The organism is Streptomyces sp. NPDC041129 (assembly GCF_055592265.1).
The window spans coordinates 1,225,043-1,246,399 of record NZ_JBVIYV010000001.1; the positions used below are offsets into that span (position 1 = coordinate 1,225,043).

Here is a 21,357-nt window from a genome sequence, read left to right on the forward strand (position 1 = left end):
TAGGGGCCTCGACGTGAGGGCAGGTGAGGGGCGAGCCACGAGGACCGAAGCAGGGCGGAGACATGACCTCAGCGGCACGAGACCCTCACACCGGAAGGCTGGACGCGCTGGTCGTCGAGGGTCGGACGGTACCTGACCGGGTTTTACTCCAGGCGCGCGGGGAGCTGGTGCACGGCTGCGCGGACACGGTGGCGAGAGCCCTGGCCGCCCTCCCGGCGGACGTCGCCCGGGTCGAAGTGGACATGCGGGACGTGTCCTTCATGGACACCTCGGGCCTGCGGTTCCTGGACGTGCTGGGCGAGTACGGGCGCCGGCGCGGCGTGCCGGTCGCGCTCACGGGCTGGCGGGGCCAGCCGCGCCGGGTGCTGGAACTGGTGGGCCTGGACGACACCGACCCGCTGCCGGCCACGCCGTTGACCGGCCGGCCCGCCCGCAGTGCCTCCGCGGTGGCCCGTGAGCGGGCCGAGCAACTGCGGCTGCTGCGGGCGGAGATCGCACAACTACGGCACGCGATCGACTCCCGCCCGGTGATCGACCAGGCGCGCGGCATTCTGATGGCCGCTCACTCCTGCACCCCCGAACAGGCCTGGCACATCCTGCGGGAGGCCTCCCAGCGCACCAACACGAAGCTGCGCGAGGTGGCGGGCGCAGTCACCGCGAGCACGGCGCCCGACGGTCCCGCGCCGCCCGAGGCCCTGCGTGCCGCGCTGCGCGCGGCGGCGGCCCGCCACGTGCCGCCGGCCGACGACGACCGGTGACGGCGGGCGCGGCGGTCAGTACGGGAGGATGCGCCCGGAGGGCGTCCTGCGGTCGATCTCCTGCTCGCGCGGGGCGGCGGGCCGACGAATGACACGTACCCGGATACGACGGTCCATGACGCCCTCCTCCTGCCGGCGCCGCCCCCGCGGCGGCTCCCGGTAGGAGGTCCGTGCCCAGCGCAGGGCATGTCCAAGCCAAAATCACGGCAAGTCATGACCGTTCGAGGGCTGTTGGCCGAACCGCTTGACGAACCCGAACGATTCGTCCGACCGCCGGCGGCGGGCCGTACGGCGGCCCGGGGCAGTGATCGTCGGCGTCCTCGGCCGGGCGCCGGATGGTGAGACGTTTCTGCGGGAGTAGTACTGAGTGGGGCGGGTGGGACTCGAACCCACGGCCGACGGATTATGAGTCCGCTGCTCTAACCGGCTGAGCTACCGCCCCATAGCGGCGTGTCGCGTACATGTGTGCGCGCCGTCTGCCGCAGCATAGCCGCTCATACGATCTCCTGCTTCGGATGGTCGGCTTCCGCGCTGCTTCCTGACCTCGAGGACTTCACCAGGTCGGCGGCGGTTCCCAGGGACATGAAAAAGGACCCCGAAGGGTCCTCGTTCAACGCGCTCCCCCGACTGGACTCGAACCAGTAACCTGCCGGTTAACAGCCGGCTGCTCTGCCAATTGAGCTACGGAGGACCGAAGCTCCCCCGACTGGACTCGAACCAGTAACCTGCCGGTTAACAGCCGGCTGCTCTGCCAATTGAGCTACGGAGGATCGCCTCGTTGCATCGAACGCACCTACCTGGGTATTCGCCAGGGGGCGCGCGCTCGCTGCGACACATACATTAGCGCAAGCAGGGGGGTGCTCCGCCAATCGGTTCTCCCCCGGCGCCGACGCCGCACCAGAGACCTCAGACAAAGGGAAGGGTGGCAGCCATGCGCTACCGGCTTACGTTCCTCGCCGGAGTGGCCCTCGGTTACGTGCTGGGCACGAGGGCCGGACGCGAGCGCTACGAGCAGCTGAAGAAATCGGCTCGCCGGCTCGCTGAGAACCCCGCCGTCCGGAACACCGCGGAGACGGCCGCCCAGCAGGGCCGCCAGTACGCGGGCAAGGCGTTCCACACGGTCAGCGACAAGGTGGGCGACCGGGTCCCCGCGTCGGTGGCCCAGCGGGTGCGCTCCCTGCGCGAACGCAACGTGAACGGCACCCCCGAGGACGACTGGGGCACCAGCAACACGTAACGCTCCGGCGGCACCGCTCCTCCCAGGGCCGAAGCAATGGCCGCGATGCGGCAGAATTTTCGCCATGGGGATAGTCGCCGGCTTGGACAGCTCACCCGATTTCACGCGCATCGTGGTCTGCGACACGGACACCGGAGCCGTGCTGAGGCAGGGGTATGCCCCGCATCCGGTCGAAACGCCGGAGGGCGGCGGGCGCCCCAGTGACGTGGACCCGCAGGCCTGGCTGCTGTCCCTGGGCGAGGCCGCGGGGGGCGGGCTGCTGGAGGGTGTGCAGGCCATCGGGGTCTCGACCCAGCAGAACGCGCTGGTCCCGCTGGACGCCCAGGGCAACACCGTCCGGCCGGCACTGGTCGGCGGGGACAAGCGGGCACAGGTCGCGGCGGCCGACCTGGTCGACGCGCTGGGCGGCCGGGAGGCCTGGGCCCAGGCCGTGGGGTCCGTACCCCAGGCCGCCCAGCCCGTGACCAAGCTGCGCTGGCTCGCCAAGAACGAACCTGAGAACGCGCAGCGCACCGCCGTGCTGCTGCAGGCCCACGACTGGCTGGTCTGGCAGCTTCTCGGGCGGCCGGTGCGCCGCACCACCGACCGCGGCGGGGCGTCCGGCACCGGGTACTGGTCCGCGGCCACCGGCGGCTACCGGCCCGACCTGGTCGAGCTGGCGCTGGGCCACCAGGTGATGCTGCCCGAGGTGATCGGCCCGTCCGACGCGGCCGGCACCACCCCGGAGGGGCTGCTGATCTCCGCCGGGACCGGGGAGACCATGGCCGCGGCCTTCGGGCTCGGGATCGGCCTCGGGGACGCGGTCGTCTCCCTCGGGGCGTCCGGGTCCGTGATGGCCGTGCACCCGGAGGCGCTCGCCGACCAGTCCGGGATGATCACCTCCCTGGCCGACGCCACCGGCATGCATCTGCCGGTCGTGACCACCCTGAACGCGGTGCGCACCCTGCGCGGCACCGCCGAACTGCTCGGTCTGCCCGATCTGGAGAGCCTGTCGGACCTGGCGATGAAGTCGACGCCGGGGGCGCACGGGCTGGTGCTGCTGCCGTATCTGGAGGGCGAGCGGACACCGCTGCTTCCGCACACCGCGGGCACGCTGGCCGGCCTGCGGCGCGAGTCGATGAAGCCCGAGCATCTGGCGCGGGCCTCGTTCGAGGGCATGCTGTGCGGGCTGGCCGACGCGCTGGACGTGCTGCGCGGGCGGGGTGTCGAGGTGCGGCGGGTCTTCCTGCTCGGTGCGGCCGCCGAGCTGCCCGCCGTGCAGGCCGCGGCACCGTCGCTGTTCGGCGCGCAGGTCGTCGTGCCGCAGCCGGCCGACTACGCGGCGATCGGTGCGGCCCGGCAGGCCGCCTGGGCGCTCGGCGTGTCGCAGGGGGCGCTCGACCCGCGCACCCCGCCGGCCTGGCACGGCGCGGCCGCGCAGGTGCTGGAGCCGGGCGAGGAACTGGCGGTGGGGCAGGCCGTGCGGCAGCAGTTCGTGTCGGTCCGGGAGCAGACCCATCCCGGGGCGTTTCGTCCGTGACCCGCCCAAACCCTCCGGGGTGCGGGAGCACGCCGATGGCTTAATCGGTTGAGGTAACGCGGGTGGAGTGTCCGACGATAGGGGCGAAGGGCACATCGATCAGCCCCTGTCGCCGACTCCGAGAGACGTAGCGTGCTCATACGACTTCTGCGGACCTGTCTCAGGCCCTACAAGAAACCCATAGTGTTTTTGGTGCTGCTGCAGTTCCTGCAGACCTGCGCCACCCTCTACCTGCCCACGCTCAACGCCGACATCATCGACAACGGTGTCGTGAAGGGTGACACGGACTACATCCTGTCCTTCGGCGCCCTGATGATCGGCATCTCACTGGCACAGGTCGTGTGCAACATCGGCGCCGTGTACTTCGGCGCCCGGACCGCTTCCGCGCTCGGCCGGGACCTGCGCGGTGCGGTCTTCGACCGGGTCCAATCGTTCTCCGCCCGTGAGGTGGGTCACTTCGGGGCGCCCTCGCTCATCACCCGCACGACGAACGACGTGCAGCAGGTCCAGATGCTGGTCCTGATGTCGTTCACCCTGATGGTCTCGGCGCCCATCATGTGTGTCGGCGGAATCGTGCTGGCGCTCGGTCTCGACGTGCCGCTGTCCGCGGTGCTCGTCGCCGTCGTGCCGGTGCTCGCCGTCTCCGTGACGCTGATCGTGCGCCGGCTGCGGCCGCTGTTCCGGTCGATGCAGACGCGCCTGGACACGGTGAACCGGGTGCTGCGCGAGCAGATCACCGGCAACCGGGTGATCCGCGCCTTCGTCCGGGACGAGTACGAACAGGGCCGGTTCGGCAGGGCGAACGGCGACCTGACCGAGATGCAGCTGGCCACCGGCCGGATGCTCGCCCTCATGTTCCCGATCGTCATGACGGTGGTGAACGTGTCGTCCATCGCGGTGGTCTGGTTCGGCGCCCACCGCATCGACAGCGGCGGGATGGCGATCGGCGACCTGACCGCGTTCCTCGCCTATCTGATGCAGATCGTCATGTCCGTGATGATGGCCACCTTCATGTTCATGATGGTGCCGCGTGCCGAGGTGTGCGCCGAGCGCATCGAGGAGGTCCTGGGGACCGACTCGAGCGTGGTGCCGCCGGTCGCCGCGGTGACCGAGCTGCGCCGGCACGGGCATCTGGAGATCCGCGGCGCGGGCTTCCGCTATCCGGGTGCCGAGGAGCCGGTGCTGAAGTCCATCGACGTGGTGGCCCGGCCGGGCGAGACGACCGCCGTGATCGGCTCGACCGGCAGCGGGAAGTCGACGCTGCTCGGCCTGGTCCCGCGGCTGTTCGACGCCACCGAGGGCGAGGTGCTCGTGGACGGCGTGGACGTCCGCGACGTCGACCCCGAGCTGCTCGCCGGAACCGTCGGGCTCGTGCCGCAGAGGCCGTACCTGTTCGCCGGGACGGTCGCGACCAACCTGCGCTACGGCAATCCGGACGCCACCGACGAGGAGTTGTGGCAGGCGCTGGAGGTGGCGCAGGCCAAGGACTTCGTCACCGAGCTGGAGGGCGGGCTCGACGCGCCGATCGCGCAGGGCGGCACCAACGTCTCGGGCGGTCAGCGACAGCGGCTCGCCATCGCCCGCACGCTGGTGCAGCGCCCGGAGATCTACCTCTTCGACGACTCCTTCTCCGCGCTGGACTACGCCACCGACGCGGCGCTGCGCTCCGCGCTCGGCCGCGAGACCGCCGAGGCGACCGTCCTGATCGTCGCCCAGCGGGTGGCCACCATCCGGGACGCGGACCGGATCATCGTGCTGGACGAGGGACGGGTGGTCGGCACCGGCCGGCACCACGAGCTGATGGCGACCAACGAGACCTACCGGGAGATCGTGCTCTCCCAGCTGACGGAAGCGGAGGCCGCCTGATGGCCGGGCCCATGGGACGCATGATGGCCGGGGGCGGCCCCGACCAGCGCTCGATGGACTTCAAGGGCTCGGGCAAGCGGCTCCTCACCCAGTTCAGGCCCGAACGGGTCACCATCTACGCCCTGCTGCTGTGCGTGGTCGTCAGCGTGACCCTGAGCGTGCTCGGCCCGAAGATCCTCGGCAGGGCCACCGACCTGGTCTTCGCCGGTATCGTCGGCCGGCGGATGCCGGCCGGGGCCACCAAGGAGCAGGTGCTCCAGTCGATGCGCGAGCGCGGCCAGGGCCAGATCGCGGACATGCTCAAGGGCACCGACTTCACCCCCGGCCAGGGCATCGACTTCGGTGCCGTCGGGCAGGTGCTGCTGCTCGCGCTCGGCACCTTCCTGGTCGCCGGTGTGCTGATGGCGGTCGCCACCCGGCTGGTCAACCGGGCCGTGAACCGCACCATGTACCGGCTGCGCGAGTCCGTGCAGACGAAGCTGTCGCGGCTGCCGCTGTCTTACTTCGACAAGCGCCAGCGCGGTGAGGTGCTCTCCCGGACCACCAACGACATCGACAACATCGGGCAGACGCTGCAGCAGTCGATGGGCCAGCTCATCAACGCGGTGCTGACCATCATCGGCGTGCTGGTGATGATGTTCTACGTCTCCTGGCTGCTGGCGCTGGTCGCCCTGGTGACGGTGCCCCTGTCGTTCGTGGTCGCCACCCGGGTCGGCAAGCGGTCGCAGCCGCACTTCGTGCAGCAGTGGCGCACCACCGGCAAGCTGAACGCGCACATCGAGGAGATGTACACCGGGCACACCCTGGTGAAGGTGTTCGGCCGGCAGGAGGAGTCGGCGAAGCAGTTCGCCGAGCAGAACGAGGCGCTGTACGAGGCCGCGTTCCGGGCGCAGTTCAACAGCGGTGTCATGCAGCCGCTGATGATGTTCGTCTCGAACCTGAACTATGTGCTGGTGGCGGTCGTCGGTGGCCTCAGGGTCGCGTCGGGCGCGCTGTCCATCGGTGACGTGCAGGCCTTCATCCAGTACTCGCGGCAGTTCTCGATGCCGCTGACGCAGGTCGCGTCGATGGCGAACCTGGTGCAGTCGGGTGTCGCCTCGGCGGAGCGGGTCTTCGAACTCCTGGACGCGGAGGAACAGGAGGCGGATCCGGTGCCCGGCGTGCGGCCCGAGGAGCTGCGTGGACGGGTGTGCCTGGAGCACGTGTCGTTCCGGTACGACCCGGAGAAGCCGCTGATCGAGGATCTGTCGCTGACGGTGGAGCCCGGGCAGACGGTGGCGATCGTCGGCCCGACCGGTGCGGGCAAGACCACGCTGGTCAACCTGCTGATGCGGTTCTACGACGTCTCCGGCGGGCGCATCACTCTGGACGGGGTGGACGTGCGGCGGATGTCCCGGGACGAACTGCGGTCCGGTATCGGCATGGTGCTCCAGGACACCTGGCTGTTCGGCGGCACCATCGCGGAGAACATCGCCTACGGCGCCTCCCGGGACGTCACCCGGGGCGAGGTCGAGGAGGCGGCCCGGGCGGCCCACGCGGACCGGTTCATCCGCACCCTGCCCGACGGCTACGACACCGTGATCGACGACGAGGGCTCCGGAGTCAGCGCCGGTGAGAAGCAGCTCATCACCATCGCGCGGGCGTTCCTGTCCGACCCGGTGATCCTGGTGCTGGACGAGGCCACGAGTTCCGTGGATACCCGTACCGAGGTGCTGATCCAGAAGGCGATGGCCAAACTCGCGCACGGGCGGACGTCGTTCGTCATCGCGCACCGGCTGTCGACGATCCGGGACGCCGACACCATCCTGGTGATGGAGAACGGCTCCATCGTCGAACAGGGCGCGCACACCGAGCTGTTGGCGGCCGACGGGGCGTACGCCCGGCTGTACAAGGCGCAGTTCGCCCAGGCCGTGGCCGAGGTGGACTGATCCGCCGCGGGGCCGCTCACACCGTGGGCGGCCCCGGTCAGTCCAGGTAGCCCCGCAACTGGTCGGCGAACGTGTGGTCGCGCAGCTTGTTGAGGGTCTTGGACTCGATCTGCCGTATCCGCTCCCGGGTCACGCCGAACAGGCGCCCGATCTCCTCCAGGGTGCGGGGGCGGCCGTCGGCGAGGCCGTAGCGGAGCTGGACGACCTTCCGCTCGCGCTCGCCGAGGGTGGAGAGCACGGCCTCCAGATGCTCCCGGAGCAGCAGGAAGGCGGCCGACTCCACGGGGCTCGTGGCGTCGCCGTCCTCGATGAGGTCGCCGAGGGCCACCTCGTCCTCCTCGCCGACCGGGGCGTGCAGGGACACCGGTTCCTGGGCGAGCCGCAGTACCTCGCGGACCCGCTCGGGCGGCAGGTCGAGCTGGCCGGCGACCTCTTCGGGGGCGGGTTCGTAGCCGCGTTCCTGCAGCATGCGGCGCTGGACGCGGACGACCCGGTTGATCAGTTCCACCACGTGCACGGGCACCCGGATGGTGCGGGCCTGGTCGGCCAGGGCACGGGACATGGCCTGCCGGATCCACCAGGTGGCGTAGGTGGAGAACTTGTAGCCGCGGGCGTAGTCGAACTTCTCCACGGCCCGGATGAGCCCGAGGTTGCCCTCCTGCACCAGGTCGAGCATGGTCAGGCCGCGGCCGACGTACCGCTTCGCCACGGACACCACGAGCCGCAGGTTGGCCTCGATCAGCCGGCGTTTGGCCATCCGGCCCATGACGACCAGCCGGTCCAGGTCGTGCGCGAGCCGGCTGTCCAGGTCGGGGGTGCTGCTCAGCTTCTCCTCGGCGAACAGCCCGGCCTCCACCTTGCGGGCGAGGTCGACCTCCTCGGCGGCGGTGAGCAGCGGGATGCGGCCGATCTCGCGCAGGTACTGGCGGAACAGGTCCGCGGACGGGCCGCTGGTCTCGGCCCGCCCGGCGGCCGCGGGCCCGGGGGGCTCGGCGGCCTCCTCCGGTTCCTCCGTCAGCGCCTCGGCGGGTGGCTCCGCCGGTTCACCGGTCTGCTCCTGGCCCGCCTCGGGGTGGCCGATGGCGCGGCTCTGCGGGGGGACGGCCACGAGGACTCCGGACTCCGCGCCGGGCCCGTCGGCCGCGGCGCCGGCGCTGCTGTCGGTCTGGGTGAGGGTCTGGGTCTGCACGGGGGCGACCTCCTGGGGCAGGCACCGGGGACTCGGGCACCGCCCCCAGTGTGGGGTAAGACACATCGCTGCCACGAGGGTCGTGCGGTGACTTTTTGCGTCCGGTCCGTGACGCGGTGGTTACCCGGCCCGCTCCCTGGGCGGCAGGGCCCGGCCCCTCACAGTGCCGAGGCGCCCCGTTCGCGCAGGGCCTGGTCGTACTGCTGGAGGACCCACATCTCGTTCTGCACGGCTGCCAGTTGGGCCGGGTCGCCACCGGTGGACAGGCGGGTGAGCTGGGACTGGATGTCGCGGATGCGGCGCTCCACGGCGCGGCGGCGGATCTGCACCAGCACCGTGCCGGCGTACGTCTCGTCCACCGTGCGGCGCAGGATCGGCTCGACCGCCAGTTCGGTGACCATCGCCCGGGCGGTGTCGTCGGGCGCGGCGTCCCGGACACGGACCAGGTACCCCTGCCCGTCCTCGACGCCGTACTCGGCGCCGCCCGCCTCCGCGATGGTCTGGCGTACGGCGGCGTAGGGCGGGGCGGTGAACTCGTCCACGCCGTACGCGTCGAAGGCCGGGGAGACCAGGTCGGGGCGCTGGAGGGCGAGTTTGAGCAGTTCGCGCTCGGCGGCGTAGACAGGGTTGCGCAGGGTGAGGGCGGGGCCGGACGGGACCGCGGTGCGGGGTCCGGTCTCCCACTGCTGCTGCGGGCCGCGGGGCTGCTGCTGGGGCCCGCCCTTGCCGCGTTCGCGGGCCCAGCGGGCGAGTTGGGCGACCCGCTTGACCACGAACTGGGTGTCGAGGATGCCGAGCATCCCGGCCAGCTCGACGGCGACCTCGTGCTGGGCGCCGCTGTTCTTGATGCGGGCGACGACCGGGGCGGCCTCGTCCAGGGCGGCGGCCCGGCCGGCCGGGGTGTCCAGGTCGTAGCGGGCGACGATCTGGCGCAGCGCGAACTCGAAGAGCGGGGTGCGCGGTTCGGCCAGGTCGGCGACCGCCTCGTCGCCCTTGGCCAGGCGCAGCTCGCAGGGGTCCATGCCGTCGGGGGCGATGGCGATGTAGGTCTCGGCGGCGAACTTCTGGTCGTCCTCGAAGGCGCGCAGGGCCGCCTTCTGGCCGGCCGCGTCACCGTCGAAGGTGAAGATCACCCGGGCGGAGCCGTTGTCCATGAGGAGCCGGCGGAGGATCTTGATGTGGTCGCCGCCGAAGGCCGTGCCGCAGGTGGCGATGGCCGTGGTGACCCCGGCCAGGTGGCAGGCCATGACGTCGGTGTAGCCCTCGACGACGACGGCCCGGCTGGTCTTGGCGATGTGCTGCTTGGCCAGGTCGATGCCGTACAGGACCTGGGACTTCCTGTAGATCGCCGTGTCGGGCGTGTTCAGGTACTTCGGCCCGTTGTCCGCCTCGTACAGCTTGCGGGCGCCGAAGCCGACGACCTCGCCGCCGATGTCCCGGATGGGCCACATCAGACGACCCCGGAACCGGTCGATGGGGCCGCGGCGGCCCTCCTGGGAGAGGCCGGAGAGGATCAGTTCCTTGTCGGTGAAGCCCTTGCCGCGCAGATGGCGGGTGAGGTGGTCCCAGCCCTGGGGGCTGTAGCCGACGCCGAAGTGGACGGCGGCGGCCTGGTCGAAGCCACGCTCGGCGAGGAAGACCCGGCCGATCTCGGCCTCGGAGCCGGTGGCGAGCTGTTCGGCGTACCACTGGGCGGCGATCTTGTGCGCCTCGACCAGGCGGATGCGCTCGCCGCGCTGGTGGGCGGGGTTGTACCCACCCTCCTCGTAGCGCAGGGTGATGCCGGCCTGGGCGGCGAGCCGCTCCACCGCCTCCGAGAAGGAGAGGTGGTCCACCTTCATGACGAAGGTGATGGTGTCGCCGCCCTCCTGGCAGCCGAAGCAGTGGAAGAGTCCCTTGCTCGGGCTGACCTGGAAGGACGGCGACTTCTCGTCGTGGAAGGGGCAGAGCCCCTTGAGGTTGCCGCCACCGGCGTTGCGCAGCTGGAGGTACTCGGAGACCACGGCGTCGATCGGGACCGCGTCCCGTACCGCCTTCACGTCCTCGTCGTTGATCCGTCCTGCCACGATGCGATTCTACGGGGCCGGACCGACACTCCCCGGCGCCGCCCGGCCCCCGCGGAGATCAGGAGGCGAGGCCGTCGAGGGGTACGTGGGGGTCGGCGAGCGCGTCCGTGTCCACCCGGGCCCGGGAACGGATGAGGTTCTGGACGGGATCTGTGACATCCCACACGTTCACGTTCATTCCGGCCAGGACCCGGCCCTCCCGGACCCAGAACGCGATGAACTCCCGCTTGCCCGCGTCGCCCCGGATGACCACCTCGTCGTACGACCCGGGCGGCGCCCAACCGCTGTACTCCATGCCCAGGTCGTACTGGTCGGTGAAGAAGTAGGGCACGCGGTCGTAGGTGACGTCCTTGCCGAGCATGGCGCGGGCGGCGACCGGGCCGCCGTTCAGGGCGTTGGCCCAGTGCTCCACGCGGAGCCGGGTGTCGAACAGGGCGTGCGGGAAGGAGGCGACGTCCCCGGCCGCGTGGATGTCCGGGTCGGACGTCCGCAGCCGTTCGTCCACCACGACCCCGCCCCCGTGCGCGCGGTCGGCCAGCTCCAGGCCCGCCGCCTCGGCGAGGGCGGTCCGCGGGGCCGCGCCGATCGCCGCGAGCACCGCGTGGGCGGGGTGCTCCTCGCCGTCGTCGGTGCGGGCGGCGAGGACCACGCCGTCCTGGCCGACGATCTCGGTGAGCCGCACCCCGAAGCGGAAGCGGACGCCGTGGGCGCGGTGCAGCTCGGCGAAGACATTGCCCAGCTCGGGTCCGAGGACGCCGTGCAGCGGGGTCGAGGCGGGCTCGATCACGGTGACCTCGGCGCCGTACTCGCGGGCCGCCGCCGCGACCTCCAGCCCGATCCAGCCGGCGCCGGCGATCACCAGGTGACCGTTGTCCCGGCCGAGCGCGGCCAGGACGCCCTTGAGCCGCTCGGCGTGGGCGAGGCGGCGCAGATGGTGCACGCCCGCCAGGTCGGTGCCGGGGATGTCGAGGCGGCGGGGTTCCGCGCCGGTGGCGAGCAGCAGCTTGTCGTAGTGGACGAGGGTGCCGTCGTCGCCGAAGCGCACCGTCTTCGCGGCGCGGTCGATCCGGTCCACGGTCTGGCCGAGGTGCAGCTCGACGTCGTTGCGCGCGTACCAGGCGGGCTCGTGCACGAAGACACTGTCCCGCTCCTCCTTGCCGAGCAGATAGCCCTTGGACAGCGGGGGACGCTCGTACGGGTGGTCGCGCTCGTCGCAGATCAGTATCACCCGGCCGGTGAAGCCCTCCGCACGGAGCGTCTCGGCCGCCTTCGCGCCGGCGAGGCCGCCTCCGACGATGACGAATGTCTGATCCGCGTCGACCACTTGATGCCTCCTCGTAAGGGTGCCGCCACATGCGAGCGTCCCGCACCGGGCGTGCTGCGGGAAGAGGGAGTGCCCCGATCAGGCCACTGGCGGGGCACTTTCCCAGTGGGTATGCCCCGTCAGTCTCGCGTGCAGCGAGCGGGCGGAGGCGTCGGTCAGGGAGGCGATCTGGTCGACGATCACCCGCTTGCGCGCGTGGTCGTCGGGCGCCTCGTCGAACAGGGCCCGGAACTGGGGCTCGAGACCGTCCGGAGCGCGGGCGGTGAGCGCCTCGGCCAGTTCGGCCACGACCACCCGCTGGTCGGCGCGCAGCCGCTCCTGCTCGGCGCGCTGCATCACGTACCGGTCGGCGACCGCCTTGAGCACGGCGCACTCCATGCGGGCCTCGCGGGGCACGACGAGTTCGGCGCCGTAGCGGGTGAGCCGGCCGCCGCCGTACGCGGCCCGGGTGGCGCCCTCGGCGGCCAGGCAGAACCGGCCGATGAGCTGGCTGGTGGCGTCCTTGAGGCGGGCCTGGGCGACCGCCGTGCCGTCGTAGCCGTGCGGCCACCACTCCTGGTCCTGGAGCCGGTCGAGGGCCTCGGCGAGTTCGGCGGGGTCGGTGCCCGCCGGGACGTACCGGCCGACGGCGACCTCGAACACCGCCTGCCGCTCGGGTTCGGCGTGCAGGCAGTTCGGGTCGATGTGGCCGGCGTGCAGCCCGTCCTCGACGTCGTGCACCGAGTAGGCCACGTCGTCGGACCAGTCCATGACCTGTGCCTCGAAGCAGGTGCGGGTGCCGGGGGCGGTCTTGCGGAGCCAGTCGAACACCGGGCGGTCGTCCTCGTACACGCCGAACTTCACGGACGCCGGGTCGGTGGGGTGGGCGCCGCGCGGCCAGGGGTACTTGGTGGCGGCGTCGAGGGCGGCGCGGGTGAGGTTCAGGCCGACGGAGCCCTCGGGGGTGAACCGCTTGGGCTCGATGCGGGTGAGCAGTCTGAGGGACTGGGCGTTGCCCTCGAAGCCGCCGCAGTCGTCGGCGAACTCGTTCAGCGCCTGTTCGCCGTTGTGGCCGAAAGGCGGGTGGCCGAGGTCGTGGGAGAGGCAGGCCGCTTCGACCAGGTCGGGGTCGCAGCCGAGGGCGGCGCCCAGCTCACGGCCGACCTGGGCGCACTCCAGGGAGTGGGTCAGGCGCGTCCGGGGACTGGCGTCCCAGGCCTGGCTGCGGGTCCCGGGGGTGACCACCTGGGTCTTGCCGGCCAGCCGGCGCAGGGCCGCGGAGTGCAGGACGCGGGCGCGGTCGCGCTGGAAGGCGGTGCGGCCCGGTCGCTTGTCGGGTTCGGGTGCCCAGCGTTCGGCCGACGTCGGGTCGTAGGCCAGGAGGGGTGCGGTGCCGGTATGTGCGGTGCCTTCCATGGCTCGACAGTACGGGGCGGTGGTGACGATCGGGGGGTACGGGGCGCCTGATCGCCCGCCGGGGTGTGTCGGGTCGGTGGTTCCGCGCCACCGTCGGGTCTCAGGCCGACGCCAGTTCCGCCTCTGTCAGCGCCTGTGCCTGGTCGTAGCGGTGCAGGACCAGGCGGGCCATCGAGTCGTGGGCGCCCAGCGGGGCCGAGGCGATCCACGGCGCCGCCTGTGCGCACTGGGTCGCGAACCGCCCCGGCGCGGTGAAGCAGGAGGCGATCGCCACCCGGTCGCGGCCGCGTGCGGCCAGAGCCCGCACCGCGGTGTCGACCGTCGGGGTGGCCGCCGAGGCGTAGGCCGGGATCACGGGGACGCCGAGGCGGTCGGCGAGGAGGCGGGCCGTGCGGCGGGTGTCGGCGGCCGAGTCGGGGTCGCGGGAGCCCGCCGCCGCGAGGACGACCGCGCCCGTGCGGCGCGTGGCGGCGTCCTGAGCCGGGGGCCACCCCGCCTCCAGCAGGCGGGCGTGCAGGGTGTCCACCAGCAGCGGGTGCGGGCCCAGCGGGGCGGCCACGCGTGTAAGCGCGGACGAGGCGGCGGCCATTTCGGGGATGTCCCGCTTGACGTGGTAGCCCCGGCCGAGGAGCAGCGGTACGAGGACCGCGGGGGCGGCTCCGAGTGCGGCCAGGGTGTCCGGGAGCAGCGGCTCGTTCAGCTCGATGTGGCCCAGGTGGACGGAGAGGCCGGGGCGCTGCTCGCGCACCCGGTCCCGCAGGGCCCGTACGGTCCGCAGCGCGTTCGGGTCGCGGCTGCCGTGGGCGACCAGGACCAGGGCGGGCGGGGCGGGGGCCGGTGCGGTGCGGTGGCGTCCGCTCGGCGAGACGAGCCGGAGCCGGTCGGCGAGCCGGCTGCTGATGCTGTTCATGAGGTTCGCCGTGCTGTCGAGGTGGAGGGTGGACTCGTCGCTGAGAGGGTTCGACGCCGTCATGGAACGATCCTGACGTGGGTTCGTTGCGCCGCCGTTGCCGGACGGTCACGGGTATTTTCCGCGGCTTCACCCCGTGCGGATGCACGCTGTGAGGGCGAACCGGTTCGTCCGGCTGAACCGGATCCGCGTGACCCGCGTCCTTCTGGTCGGAACCGATCATGGGGGGACCGCATGAAGATGCGCCGACCGCGGCTGCCGCGCACCCGCAGGGGGTGGCGGCGGCTGGTGCAGGGCGTGATGGCCGGGTGCGTGCTGGCGCTGCTGCCGGCGACCTGGCTGTACGTGTCGACGGCGGACCGGCTGCGGACCGCGGCGGACGTGCCGCGCACCGGGGTCGCGGTGGTGTTCGGGGCCGGGCTGTGGGACGGGGAGCCGTCGCCGTACCTCGCGCACCGCCTGGACGCGGCGGCCGGGCTGTACCGGGAGGGGCGGATCGAGGCGGTCCTCGTCACCGGCGACAACAGCCGCGAGGACTACGACGAGCCCGACGCCATGCGCGCCTATCTGACCCGGCACGGGGTGCCGGAGGCGCGCATCGTCAGCGACTACGCGGGCTTCGACACCTGGGACTCCTGCGTGCGGGCCAGGAAGATCTTCGGGGTGGACCGGGCGGTGCTGATCAGCCAGGGCTTCCACATCCGGCGGGCGGTGGCGCTGTGCGAGGCGGCTGGGGTGGACTCGTACGGCCTCGGGGTCGACGCCAAGCACGACGCGACCTGGTACTACGGCGGCACGCGCGAGGTGTTCGCGGCGGGCAAGGCGCTGCTGGACGCGGTGTTCCAGCCGGATCCGCGGTTCCTCGGGCCGAAGGAGCCCGGGGTGGCGCGGGCGCTCGCGTCCGGCCGGTGACCGGGGCCTCACGGCGGGCGGGCGGGCGCGGGGAGGTCGGCTTCCCGGCCGTGTAACAAGGAGCCGCCGCGGGCCGTAACACTCCGGAAGCACGCTGGTCGGCATGGAGACCACCTCGACGCCCACCCACTGCCCGTACTGCGCCCTGCAGTGTGGGATGAACATCACGCCCCTGCCCCAGGGTGGCGTCGAGGTGACCGAACGGGCGGACTTCCCGGTGAACCGGGGGGCGCTGTGCGGCAAGGGCCGTACGGCCGCCCAGGTGCTGTCGCCCGCGGCCCGGCTGACCTCGCCGCTGGTGCGGTCCGGGGGGCGGCTGGTGGAGGCGGGCTGGGAGGAGGCGCTGGACCGGATCGCCGGGGCGCTGTCGGGGGTGCGTGCGCACAGCGGGCCGGACGCGGTGGGGGTGTTCGGCGGGGGCGGCCTGACGAACGAGAAGGCGTACGGGCTCGGCAAGTTCGCGCGGGTGGTGCTCGGCACCTCGCAGATCGACTACAACGGCCGGTTCTGCATGTCCTCGGCGGCGGCCGCCGGCACCAAGGCGTTCGGCCTCGACCGGGGGCTGCCGTTCCCGCTGGAGGACATCCCGCGCACCGGCTGCGTCGTCCTGGTCGGCTCCAACCTCGCCGAGACGATGCCGCCGTCGCTCCGCTTCTTCGGCGAACTGCGCGACAACGGCGGCACGCTGATCGTCGTCGACCCGCGCCGCACGAAGACGGCCGAGCAGGCCGATCTGCACCTGGCGCCCCGGCCGGGCACCGATCTCGCCCTCGCTCTGGGCCTGCTGCACCTGGTGGTGGCCGAGGGCCGCACGGACGAGGAGTACATCCAGGAGCGCACGACCGGCTGGGAGGAGGCCCGGGCGGCGGCGATGGCGCACTGGCCGGAGTACGTGGAGCGGATCACGGGGGTGTCCGTTCCTCAACTGCGGCAGGCGGTGCGGATGTTCTGCGAGCCGGAGTCCGCGATGGTGCTCACGGCGCGGGGGCCCGAGCAGCAGTCCAAGGGGACGGACACGGTGGGCGCGTGGATCAACCTGTGCCTGGCGACGGGCCGGGCGGGCCGTCCGCTGTCCGGGTACGGCTGTCTGACCGGGCAGGGCAACGGGCAGGGCGGACGCGAACACGGGCAGAAGGCGGACCAGTTGCCCGGCTACCGCAAGCTGGACGACCCGGCGGCCCGGCGGCACGTGGCCGAGGTGTGGGGCGTGGACCCGGACAGCCTGCCCGGCCCGGGGCGCAGCGCTTACGAGCTGCTGGACGCGCTGGGCACGGACATCCGGGCGCTGCTGCTGATGGGGTCCAACCCGGTGGTGTCGGCGCCGCGCGCGGCTCATGTGGAGGAGCGGCTGCGCTCGCTGGACTTCCTGGCCGTGTGCGATGTCGTCCTCTCGGAGACGGCCGAACTCGCGGACGTCGTCCTGCCGGTGACGCAGTGGGCCGAGGAGACGGGCACGACGACCAGCCTCGAGGGCAGGGTCCTGCTGCGCCGCCGGGCCGTCGCCCCGCCCGCCGGGGTCCGCAGCGACCTGGAGGTGCTGCACGGCCTGGCCGCCCGGCTCGGCGTGGAGAAGGGCTTCCCGACCGACCCGGAGGAGGTCTTCGGGGAACTCCGCCGTGCCAGCGCGGGCGGCCCCGCCGACTACTCGGGCATCACCTACCGCCGCCTGGCGGACGAGAACGGTGTGTTCTGGCCGTGCCCGGAGCGGCCGGCGGAGGGCGCCGACGGCGCGGCCACCGGAGCCCCCTCACCGGACGGGCCCGCCTCGCCCCCCGCCCACCCCGGCACCCCCCGCCTCTTCCTCGACCGTTTCGCCACCGACGACGGCCGGGCACGGTTCGTCGCCGTGGCGCACCGGGCCAGTGCGGAGGAGCCGGACGCGGAGTATCCGCTGCTGCTGACCACCGGCCGGGTGGTGTCCCAGTACCAGTCGGGGGCGCAGACCCGCAGGGTGGCCGAGCTGAACGCGGCCGCGCCCGGCCCGTTCGTCGAACTCCACCCGCGCCTCGCGGCCCGTCTCGGCGCGGCCGAGGGCGACCCGCTGGCGGTCGTCTCCCGGCGCGGCCGCGCCGTGGCCCCCGCCCGCATCACCACCGCGATCCGCCCCGACACGGTCTTCATGCCCTTCCACTGGCCGGGCGAGGGCCGGGCCAACACCCTCACGAACCCGGCCCTGGATCCCACGTCGAAGATGCCCGAGTTCAAGACCTGCGCGGTACGCGTGGAGCCCCTCGGGCCCCAGCGGTAGAACGCCGCAAGGCCTCCGGGTCGGGCTCAACCGCGTTCCCGCCAGTTGCCGCCCGTTATCCGCCGTCCCCCGGTCCGCAGGCGGGCGGCGATGGCGGGGGACGCCAGGTAGACCCAGGCCCGGGTCGTCGTGCCGTTGGGGCGTTCGACGGGGCGGGCGACCCGTTCGTAGAGGTTGTGTGGGTCGCCAGGGGTGTATTCCTCCAGGCGGTCGAGTTCGGCCAGGAGCCCGGCGTAGGACCGTGCTGACGCGGTGACGAGTTCGCCGCTGACCGTGCCGCCGGGCTCCTCGACGGCGTAGGGGTAGCCGGGGCCGTCGTACAGCGCGGCGCCCAAAAATCGTCCCGGTTCCTCCTGTTCCGTCCGTCCGCGCAGGAACAGGTCGTGGTTGCGCTCGCCGGGGCGGAGGGTGCCGTAGACGAAGAACGGCAGCGGGTCCAGGGCGTCCGGAGTGATCACGGAAACGATTCTCCTCCTACGCCGCCTTCTCACACATCTCCATGAAGGCGCTATGGACATGACATGTCATGGGCCCCTTAAATCTCAGTCAACACAGCGCCCCCGCCCCCACGCCTCGAAGGCGCCTCCCCAAGGAGACAGATGAGCCGGATACGTCAGCACATCCGGGGTTCCCGTCGCCTCGCCACCGCCGGCGTCGCCGCCACCACCGCGACACTCCTGGCCGCCGCCCTCTCCCCCGCCGCCCACGCCGACGGCCGCCCGACCCGGGCCACCGCCGTCGAGAACGCGGCCTCGGCCATCGTGGCACAGGCGAAGAACCTCGGTCTGACCTCCGCCCAGGACACCAGCGTCCGGGACGTGATCGTCGACAGCAACGGCATCCAGCACGTCCGGTACGACCGTACGTACCATCAGCTTCCGGTACTCGGCGGCGACTTCGTCGTCCACCTCGCGCCGGACGGGGCCTACCGCAGCGCCGACCGCGCGACCAGAACCAGGATCTCGGTTCCCTCCACCACCCCGAAGCTGTCCGCGCCCAGGGCCGCCGACCTCGCGGTGAACGCCCTGCGGGCCGCCAACCTCGGCGAGAAGCTGCGGCAGGTGAAGGCCAAGCCCGAGCTGGTCGTCGACGCCCTGCACGGCGCCCCGAAGCTCGCCTGGCGCACCAACGCCGTCGGCCAGGACTCGCTCGGCAACCCGGTCGCCCGGACCGTGCTGACCGACGCCCTCACCGGCGCCCAGATCGACGCCTGGGACAGCATCGAGACGGCCACCGGCGACGGCAAGTCGCTGTACAGCGGGACCGTGCCGATGGAGACCACGCAGTCCGGCTCCTCGTACCAGCTGAAGGACCCGACCCGCGGCAACACCTACACCGGTGACGCCGAGGGCAAGACCGACCTGTGCTTCTTCGGGATCTGCTTCAGCCGGGCCCCCGCGACCCTGTTCACGGACGCGGACAACCACTGGGGCACGGGCAGCACCGCCGACCGCGCCTCGGCCGCCGTCGACGCCCAGTACGGCACCAACGAGACCTGGGACTACTACAAGAACGTCCACGGCCGCAGCGGCATCGCGGGCGACGGCAAGGGCTCGTACAACCGCGTCCACTACGGCAGCAACTACAACAACGCCTTCTGGGACGACAGTTGCTTCTGCATGACGTACGGCGACGGTGACGGCACCACCTTCGGGCCGCTGGTGGCGCTGGACGTGGCCGGGCACGAGATGAGCCACGGTGTGACGTCGAAGACGGCCGCGCTGACCTACTCGGGCGAGTCCGGCGGCCTGAACGAGGCCACCTCGGACATCCTCGGCACGATGGTCGAGTGGTACGCGAACAACTCCTCCGACCAGGGTGACTACCTGATCGGCGAGAAGATCGTGAAGCCGGGCTTCGGCAAGGCGGCCCTGCGCTTCATGGACAAGCCGTCCAAGGACGGCAGCTCCGCGGACTACTGGAGCTCGTCGGTCGGCAACCTCGACGTCCACTACTCCTCGGGCGTCGCCAACCACTTCGCCTACCTGCTGAGCGAGGGCAGCGGCGCGAAGACCATCAACGGCGTCGACTACAACTCGCCGACGTCCAACGGCTCGACGGTCACCGGTATCGGCCGGGACAAGGTCGGCAAGATCTGGTACCGGGCGCTGACGGTCTACATGACGTCCTCCACGAACTACGCGGGCGCCCGCACGGCCACCCTGAACGCCGCCAAGGACCTCTACGGCGCGGGCAGCGCGGAGTACAACGCGGTGGCCGCCGCCTGGAGCGCGGTCAACGTCAACTAGGTCTCGGCGACACGCGCGTCGGGCGGCCGTCCCGGTCCACTGGGTACCGGGGCGGCCGCCCTGCGCGTGCGCCGTGCGGCGCGCCCGGTCCGCTCCCGCCCGCCGTCGGCGAGGCGGGTTCCCACCGCCACACGGGTGCCGGTCACCCGTTCACCCCCGCCCCGCGCTCCATTCGTGTGCTCTTCCCCAGGCCCCCCTCACCCGCCTCTGACCAGCCACGATTCACCTCCTCTAGCCCGTGTGGGGGTCCCGCGCGCCACCCGTTCAGCACGTTCCTGACCGAGCGTCAGCAAGCGCCGCGGCCCGACTGCGATTTTCCTCGGAAGGGCAGGGGCGTGCCCCTGAGCGAGTCGGAGGAACGTGACGGACAAGCCCTGGGGAGCACCATGCGACGCACCGCCCGTCTGCTGACCGGTACCGCGCTCGCCGTGGCCACGGCGGGACTCGCCACGGCACCGGCCCACGGCGGCACGGCTCCGGCGGCGGCTCGCCTGCGAAGCGCTCCGGCCGCGGCCGGGACCGGCGGCCTGCAGGTGAACCCGGCCACCGCGGTGCCCGGCGGCGAGGTCACCGTGAACACCGCGGCGTGCGGCGCGAAGGGCACGGCGATCGCCGACGCGGGCGCGGTCGGCACCGGAACCTTCATGCTGGCGCCGGGCGCGAACGAGGGCGAGGCGACCGGCGGGTTCCGGGTGCCGGCGGGCGCCCAGCCGGGGACGTACGAGATCGTCGCGAAGTGCGCCGAGGGCGACCGGCTGGTCACGGGCGACCTGGTGGTGGCGCTCAGCACGGCGCGCATGGGCGCGGCGCCCGAGCAGGTGCGGCCGCGGGGAAGCGTGAAGACGGGGGTCGGTGGCGCACTCGGCACCGACCCCGTGCAGACCGCGGCGGGCGTGACGGCTCTGGCCGTCGCCGCCGCGGGCGGTACCTGGCTCCTGCATCGCCGGGCGAGAGGCGACGGGATCTGACGGACACCCTCCGCTGTCCGTCCGCCGGTACCGCACATCCCGCCCCCTCCGGGTCCGACGCCCCTCGCGGCCCGGAGGGGGAGGGGGTCCGCCCCGTGGTGGGCCGCAACGATTCCGAAGGGCCCGTTCGGGGTGCGCCCCGTGGAGATGGGGATCTCATGCGCAGAGTCGGGGACACCGCGATAGCCGCCGTCACCGTCGTCGCCCTGGGCTCGGGGGCGTGGCTGCTCGCCGGTCCGGGCGTGACGCACGCGCCGCCGCAGCCGGCCGCCGCCGAGGGCCGGCCCGACCCGGTCGAGCAACGGCTCGGGGCCACCGCGCTGGCGCCCTCCCCGCCGACCCGCATCCGCATCCCCTCGATCCGGGTGAACGCCCCTCTGACGGGCCTGGGCCTCACCCCCGCGGGCAGCCTGGACGTGCCGCCCGCGGGGAACAAGAACCTCGCCGGCTGGTACGAGGCCGGCACCACTCCCGGCGAGACGGGCACCGCGATCGTCGCCGGCCATGTGGACAACTCCGAGGGCCCGGCCGTCTTCTACGACCTGGGCGCCCTGAAACGCGGAGCCGTCATCGAGATCGACCGGCGCAACGGCGGCGTGGCCGTCTTCACCGTGGACGCGGTGGAGGTGTACCCGGCCAGCGCCTTCCCCGACGACAAGGTGTACGGCGCGGCCGAGCGGCCCGAGCTGCGGGTCATCACCTGCGGCGGCGGCTATTCGAAGGCCACCGGGTACCAGGGCAACGTGGTGGTCTTCGCCCACCTGACCGGCAGCCGCTGACGACCGCCT

Annotated in this window: 16 protein-coding genes and 3 tRNA genes; 10 read left to right on the plus strand and 9 right to left on the minus strand. The window is 72.4% G+C overall.

Translation table 11 applies throughout. The annotated features are described in order from the left end of the window. Nucleotides 1-62: 62 nt before the first annotated feature. Nucleotides 63-758 carry an ANTAR domain-containing response regulator gene (locus ACZ6B1_RS05325; RefSeq protein ID WP_468775147.1) on the plus strand — a complete coding sequence of 232 codons (696 nt, stop codon included), beginning with the start codon at nt 63-65 and terminating at the stop codon, nt 756-758. A gap of 368 nt (nt 759-1,126) precedes the next feature. On the opposite strand, the gene ACZ6B1_RS05330 is transcribed toward ACZ6B1_RS05325, so the two are convergent. From ACZ6B1_RS05330 to ACZ6B1_RS05340, 3 genes are all read right to left on the minus strand, one after another. Next, nucleotides 1,127-1,200, minus strand: a tRNA-Ile gene (locus ACZ6B1_RS05330). Nucleotides 1,201-1,376: 176 nt separating this feature from the next. Continuing rightward, nucleotides 1,377-1,449, minus strand: a tRNA-Asn gene (locus tag ACZ6B1_RS05335). Nucleotides 1,450-1,455: 6 nt separating this feature from the next. Next, nucleotides 1,456-1,528: transfer RNA gene (locus ACZ6B1_RS05340), tRNA-Asn, on the minus strand. A 161-nt stretch (nt 1,529-1,689) separates the two neighbouring features. Here ACZ6B1_RS05340 and ACZ6B1_RS05345 point away from each other — a divergent pair. The 4 genes from ACZ6B1_RS05345 (at nt 1,690) to ACZ6B1_RS05360 (ending at nt 7,308) form a co-directional block, all read left to right on the plus strand. After that, on the plus strand, nt 1,690-1,995 hold the full coding sequence (locus ACZ6B1_RS05345) for a YtxH domain-containing protein (protein WP_358927246.1): 306 nt from the start codon (nt 1,690-1,692) through the stop codon (nt 1,993-1,995). Between the two features lie 64 nt (nt 1,996-2,059). Beyond that, the gene (locus ACZ6B1_RS05350) at nt 2,060-3,514 is read left to right on the plus strand and encodes a xylulokinase (protein ID WP_468775148.1); all 1,455 of its coding nucleotides are present in this window, start codon (nt 2,060-2,062) and stop codon (nt 3,512-3,514) included. A 132-nt stretch (nt 3,515-3,646) separates the two neighbouring features. Continuing rightward, on the plus strand, nt 3,647-5,380 hold the full coding sequence (locus tag ACZ6B1_RS05355) for an ABC transporter ATP-binding protein (protein WP_468775149.1): 1,734 nt from the start codon (nt 3,647-3,649) through the stop codon (nt 5,378-5,380). After that, nucleotides 5,380-7,308, plus strand: coding sequence for an ABC transporter ATP-binding protein (locus ACZ6B1_RS05360; protein WP_468775151.1), 1,929 nt, complete (start codon nt 5,380-5,382; stop codon nt 7,306-7,308). Before ACZ6B1_RS05355 ends, ACZ6B1_RS05360 begins: the two co-directional genes overlap by 1 nt. A gap of 37 nt (nt 7,309-7,345) precedes the next feature. On the opposite strand, the gene ACZ6B1_RS05365 is transcribed toward ACZ6B1_RS05360, so the two are convergent. The 5 genes from ACZ6B1_RS05365 to ACZ6B1_RS05385 form a co-directional block, all read right to left on the minus strand. Beyond that, on the minus strand, nt 7,346-8,563 hold the full coding sequence (locus tag ACZ6B1_RS05365; protein ID WP_468775152.1) for an RNA polymerase sigma factor: 1,218 nt from the start codon (nt 8,561-8,563) through the stop codon (nt 7,346-7,348). 92 nt (nt 8,564-8,655) lie between these two features. Then, a complete protein-coding gene (gene dnaG, locus ACZ6B1_RS05370; protein ID WP_468775154.1) occupies nt 8,656-10,563 on the minus strand; it encodes a DNA primase in 1,908 nt (635 codons plus the stop codon). Between the two features lie 58 nt (nt 10,564-10,621). Further along, the gene (locus ACZ6B1_RS05375; RefSeq protein ID WP_468775156.1) at nt 10,622-11,887 is read right to left on the minus strand and encodes an NAD(P)/FAD-dependent oxidoreductase; all 1,266 of its coding nucleotides are present in this window, start codon (nt 11,885-11,887) and stop codon (nt 10,622-10,624) included. Between the two features lie 78 nt (nt 11,888-11,965). Further along, nucleotides 11,966-13,282: a deoxyguanosinetriphosphate triphosphohydrolase gene (locus tag ACZ6B1_RS05380; RefSeq protein WP_468775158.1), complete on the minus strand. Its 1,317-nt coding sequence runs from the start codon at nt 13,280-13,282 to the stop codon at nt 11,966-11,968. A gap of 100 nt (nt 13,283-13,382) precedes the next feature. Beyond that, nucleotides 13,383-14,255: a sirohydrochlorin chelatase gene (locus ACZ6B1_RS05385; protein WP_468775160.1), complete on the minus strand. Its 873-nt coding sequence runs from the start codon at nt 14,253-14,255 to the stop codon at nt 13,383-13,385. Nucleotides 14,256-14,426: 171 nt separating this feature from the next. Between ACZ6B1_RS05385 and ACZ6B1_RS05390 the strand changes: the two genes are divergently transcribed. Then, nucleotides 14,427-15,104 carry a SanA/YdcF family protein gene (locus ACZ6B1_RS05390; RefSeq protein ID WP_468775162.1) on the plus strand — a complete coding sequence of 226 codons (678 nt, stop codon included), beginning with the start codon at nt 14,427-14,429 and terminating at the stop codon, nt 15,102-15,104. Nucleotides 15,105-15,207: 103 nt separating this feature from the next. Then, a complete protein-coding gene (locus ACZ6B1_RS05395) occupies nt 15,208-17,352 on the plus strand; it encodes a molybdopterin oxidoreductase family protein (protein WP_468775164.1) in 2,145 nt (714 codons plus the stop codon). A 26-nt stretch (nt 17,353-17,378) separates the two neighbouring features. Here ACZ6B1_RS05395 and ACZ6B1_RS05400 read toward each other — a convergent pair whose 3' ends face one another. Next, on the minus strand, nt 17,379-17,810 hold the full coding sequence (locus ACZ6B1_RS05400; RefSeq protein ID WP_468775166.1) for a gamma-glutamylcyclotransferase family protein: 432 nt from the start codon (nt 17,808-17,810) through the stop codon (nt 17,379-17,381). Between the two features lie 141 nt (nt 17,811-17,951). Here ACZ6B1_RS05400 and ACZ6B1_RS05405 point away from each other — a divergent pair, with 141 nt between their 5' ends. The 3 genes from ACZ6B1_RS05405 (at nt 17,952) to ACZ6B1_RS05415 (ending at nt 21,348) form a co-directional block, all read left to right on the plus strand. Further along, nucleotides 17,952-19,601 carry a M4 family metallopeptidase gene (locus tag ACZ6B1_RS05405; protein ID WP_468775168.1) on the plus strand — a complete coding sequence of 550 codons (1,650 nt, stop codon included), beginning with the start codon at nt 17,952-17,954 and terminating at the stop codon, nt 19,599-19,601. 386 nt (nt 19,602-19,987) lie between these two features. After that, nucleotides 19,988-20,569, plus strand: a complete 582-nt coding sequence (locus ACZ6B1_RS05410; protein ID WP_468775170.1) for a hypothetical protein — start codon at nt 19,988-19,990, stop codon at nt 20,567-20,569. Nucleotides 20,570-20,727: 158 nt separating this feature from the next. After that, on the plus strand, nt 20,728-21,348 hold the full coding sequence (locus ACZ6B1_RS05415) for a class F sortase (RefSeq protein WP_468775171.1): 621 nt from the start codon (nt 20,728-20,730) through the stop codon (nt 21,346-21,348). Nucleotides 21,349-21,357 lie beyond the last annotated feature (9 nt).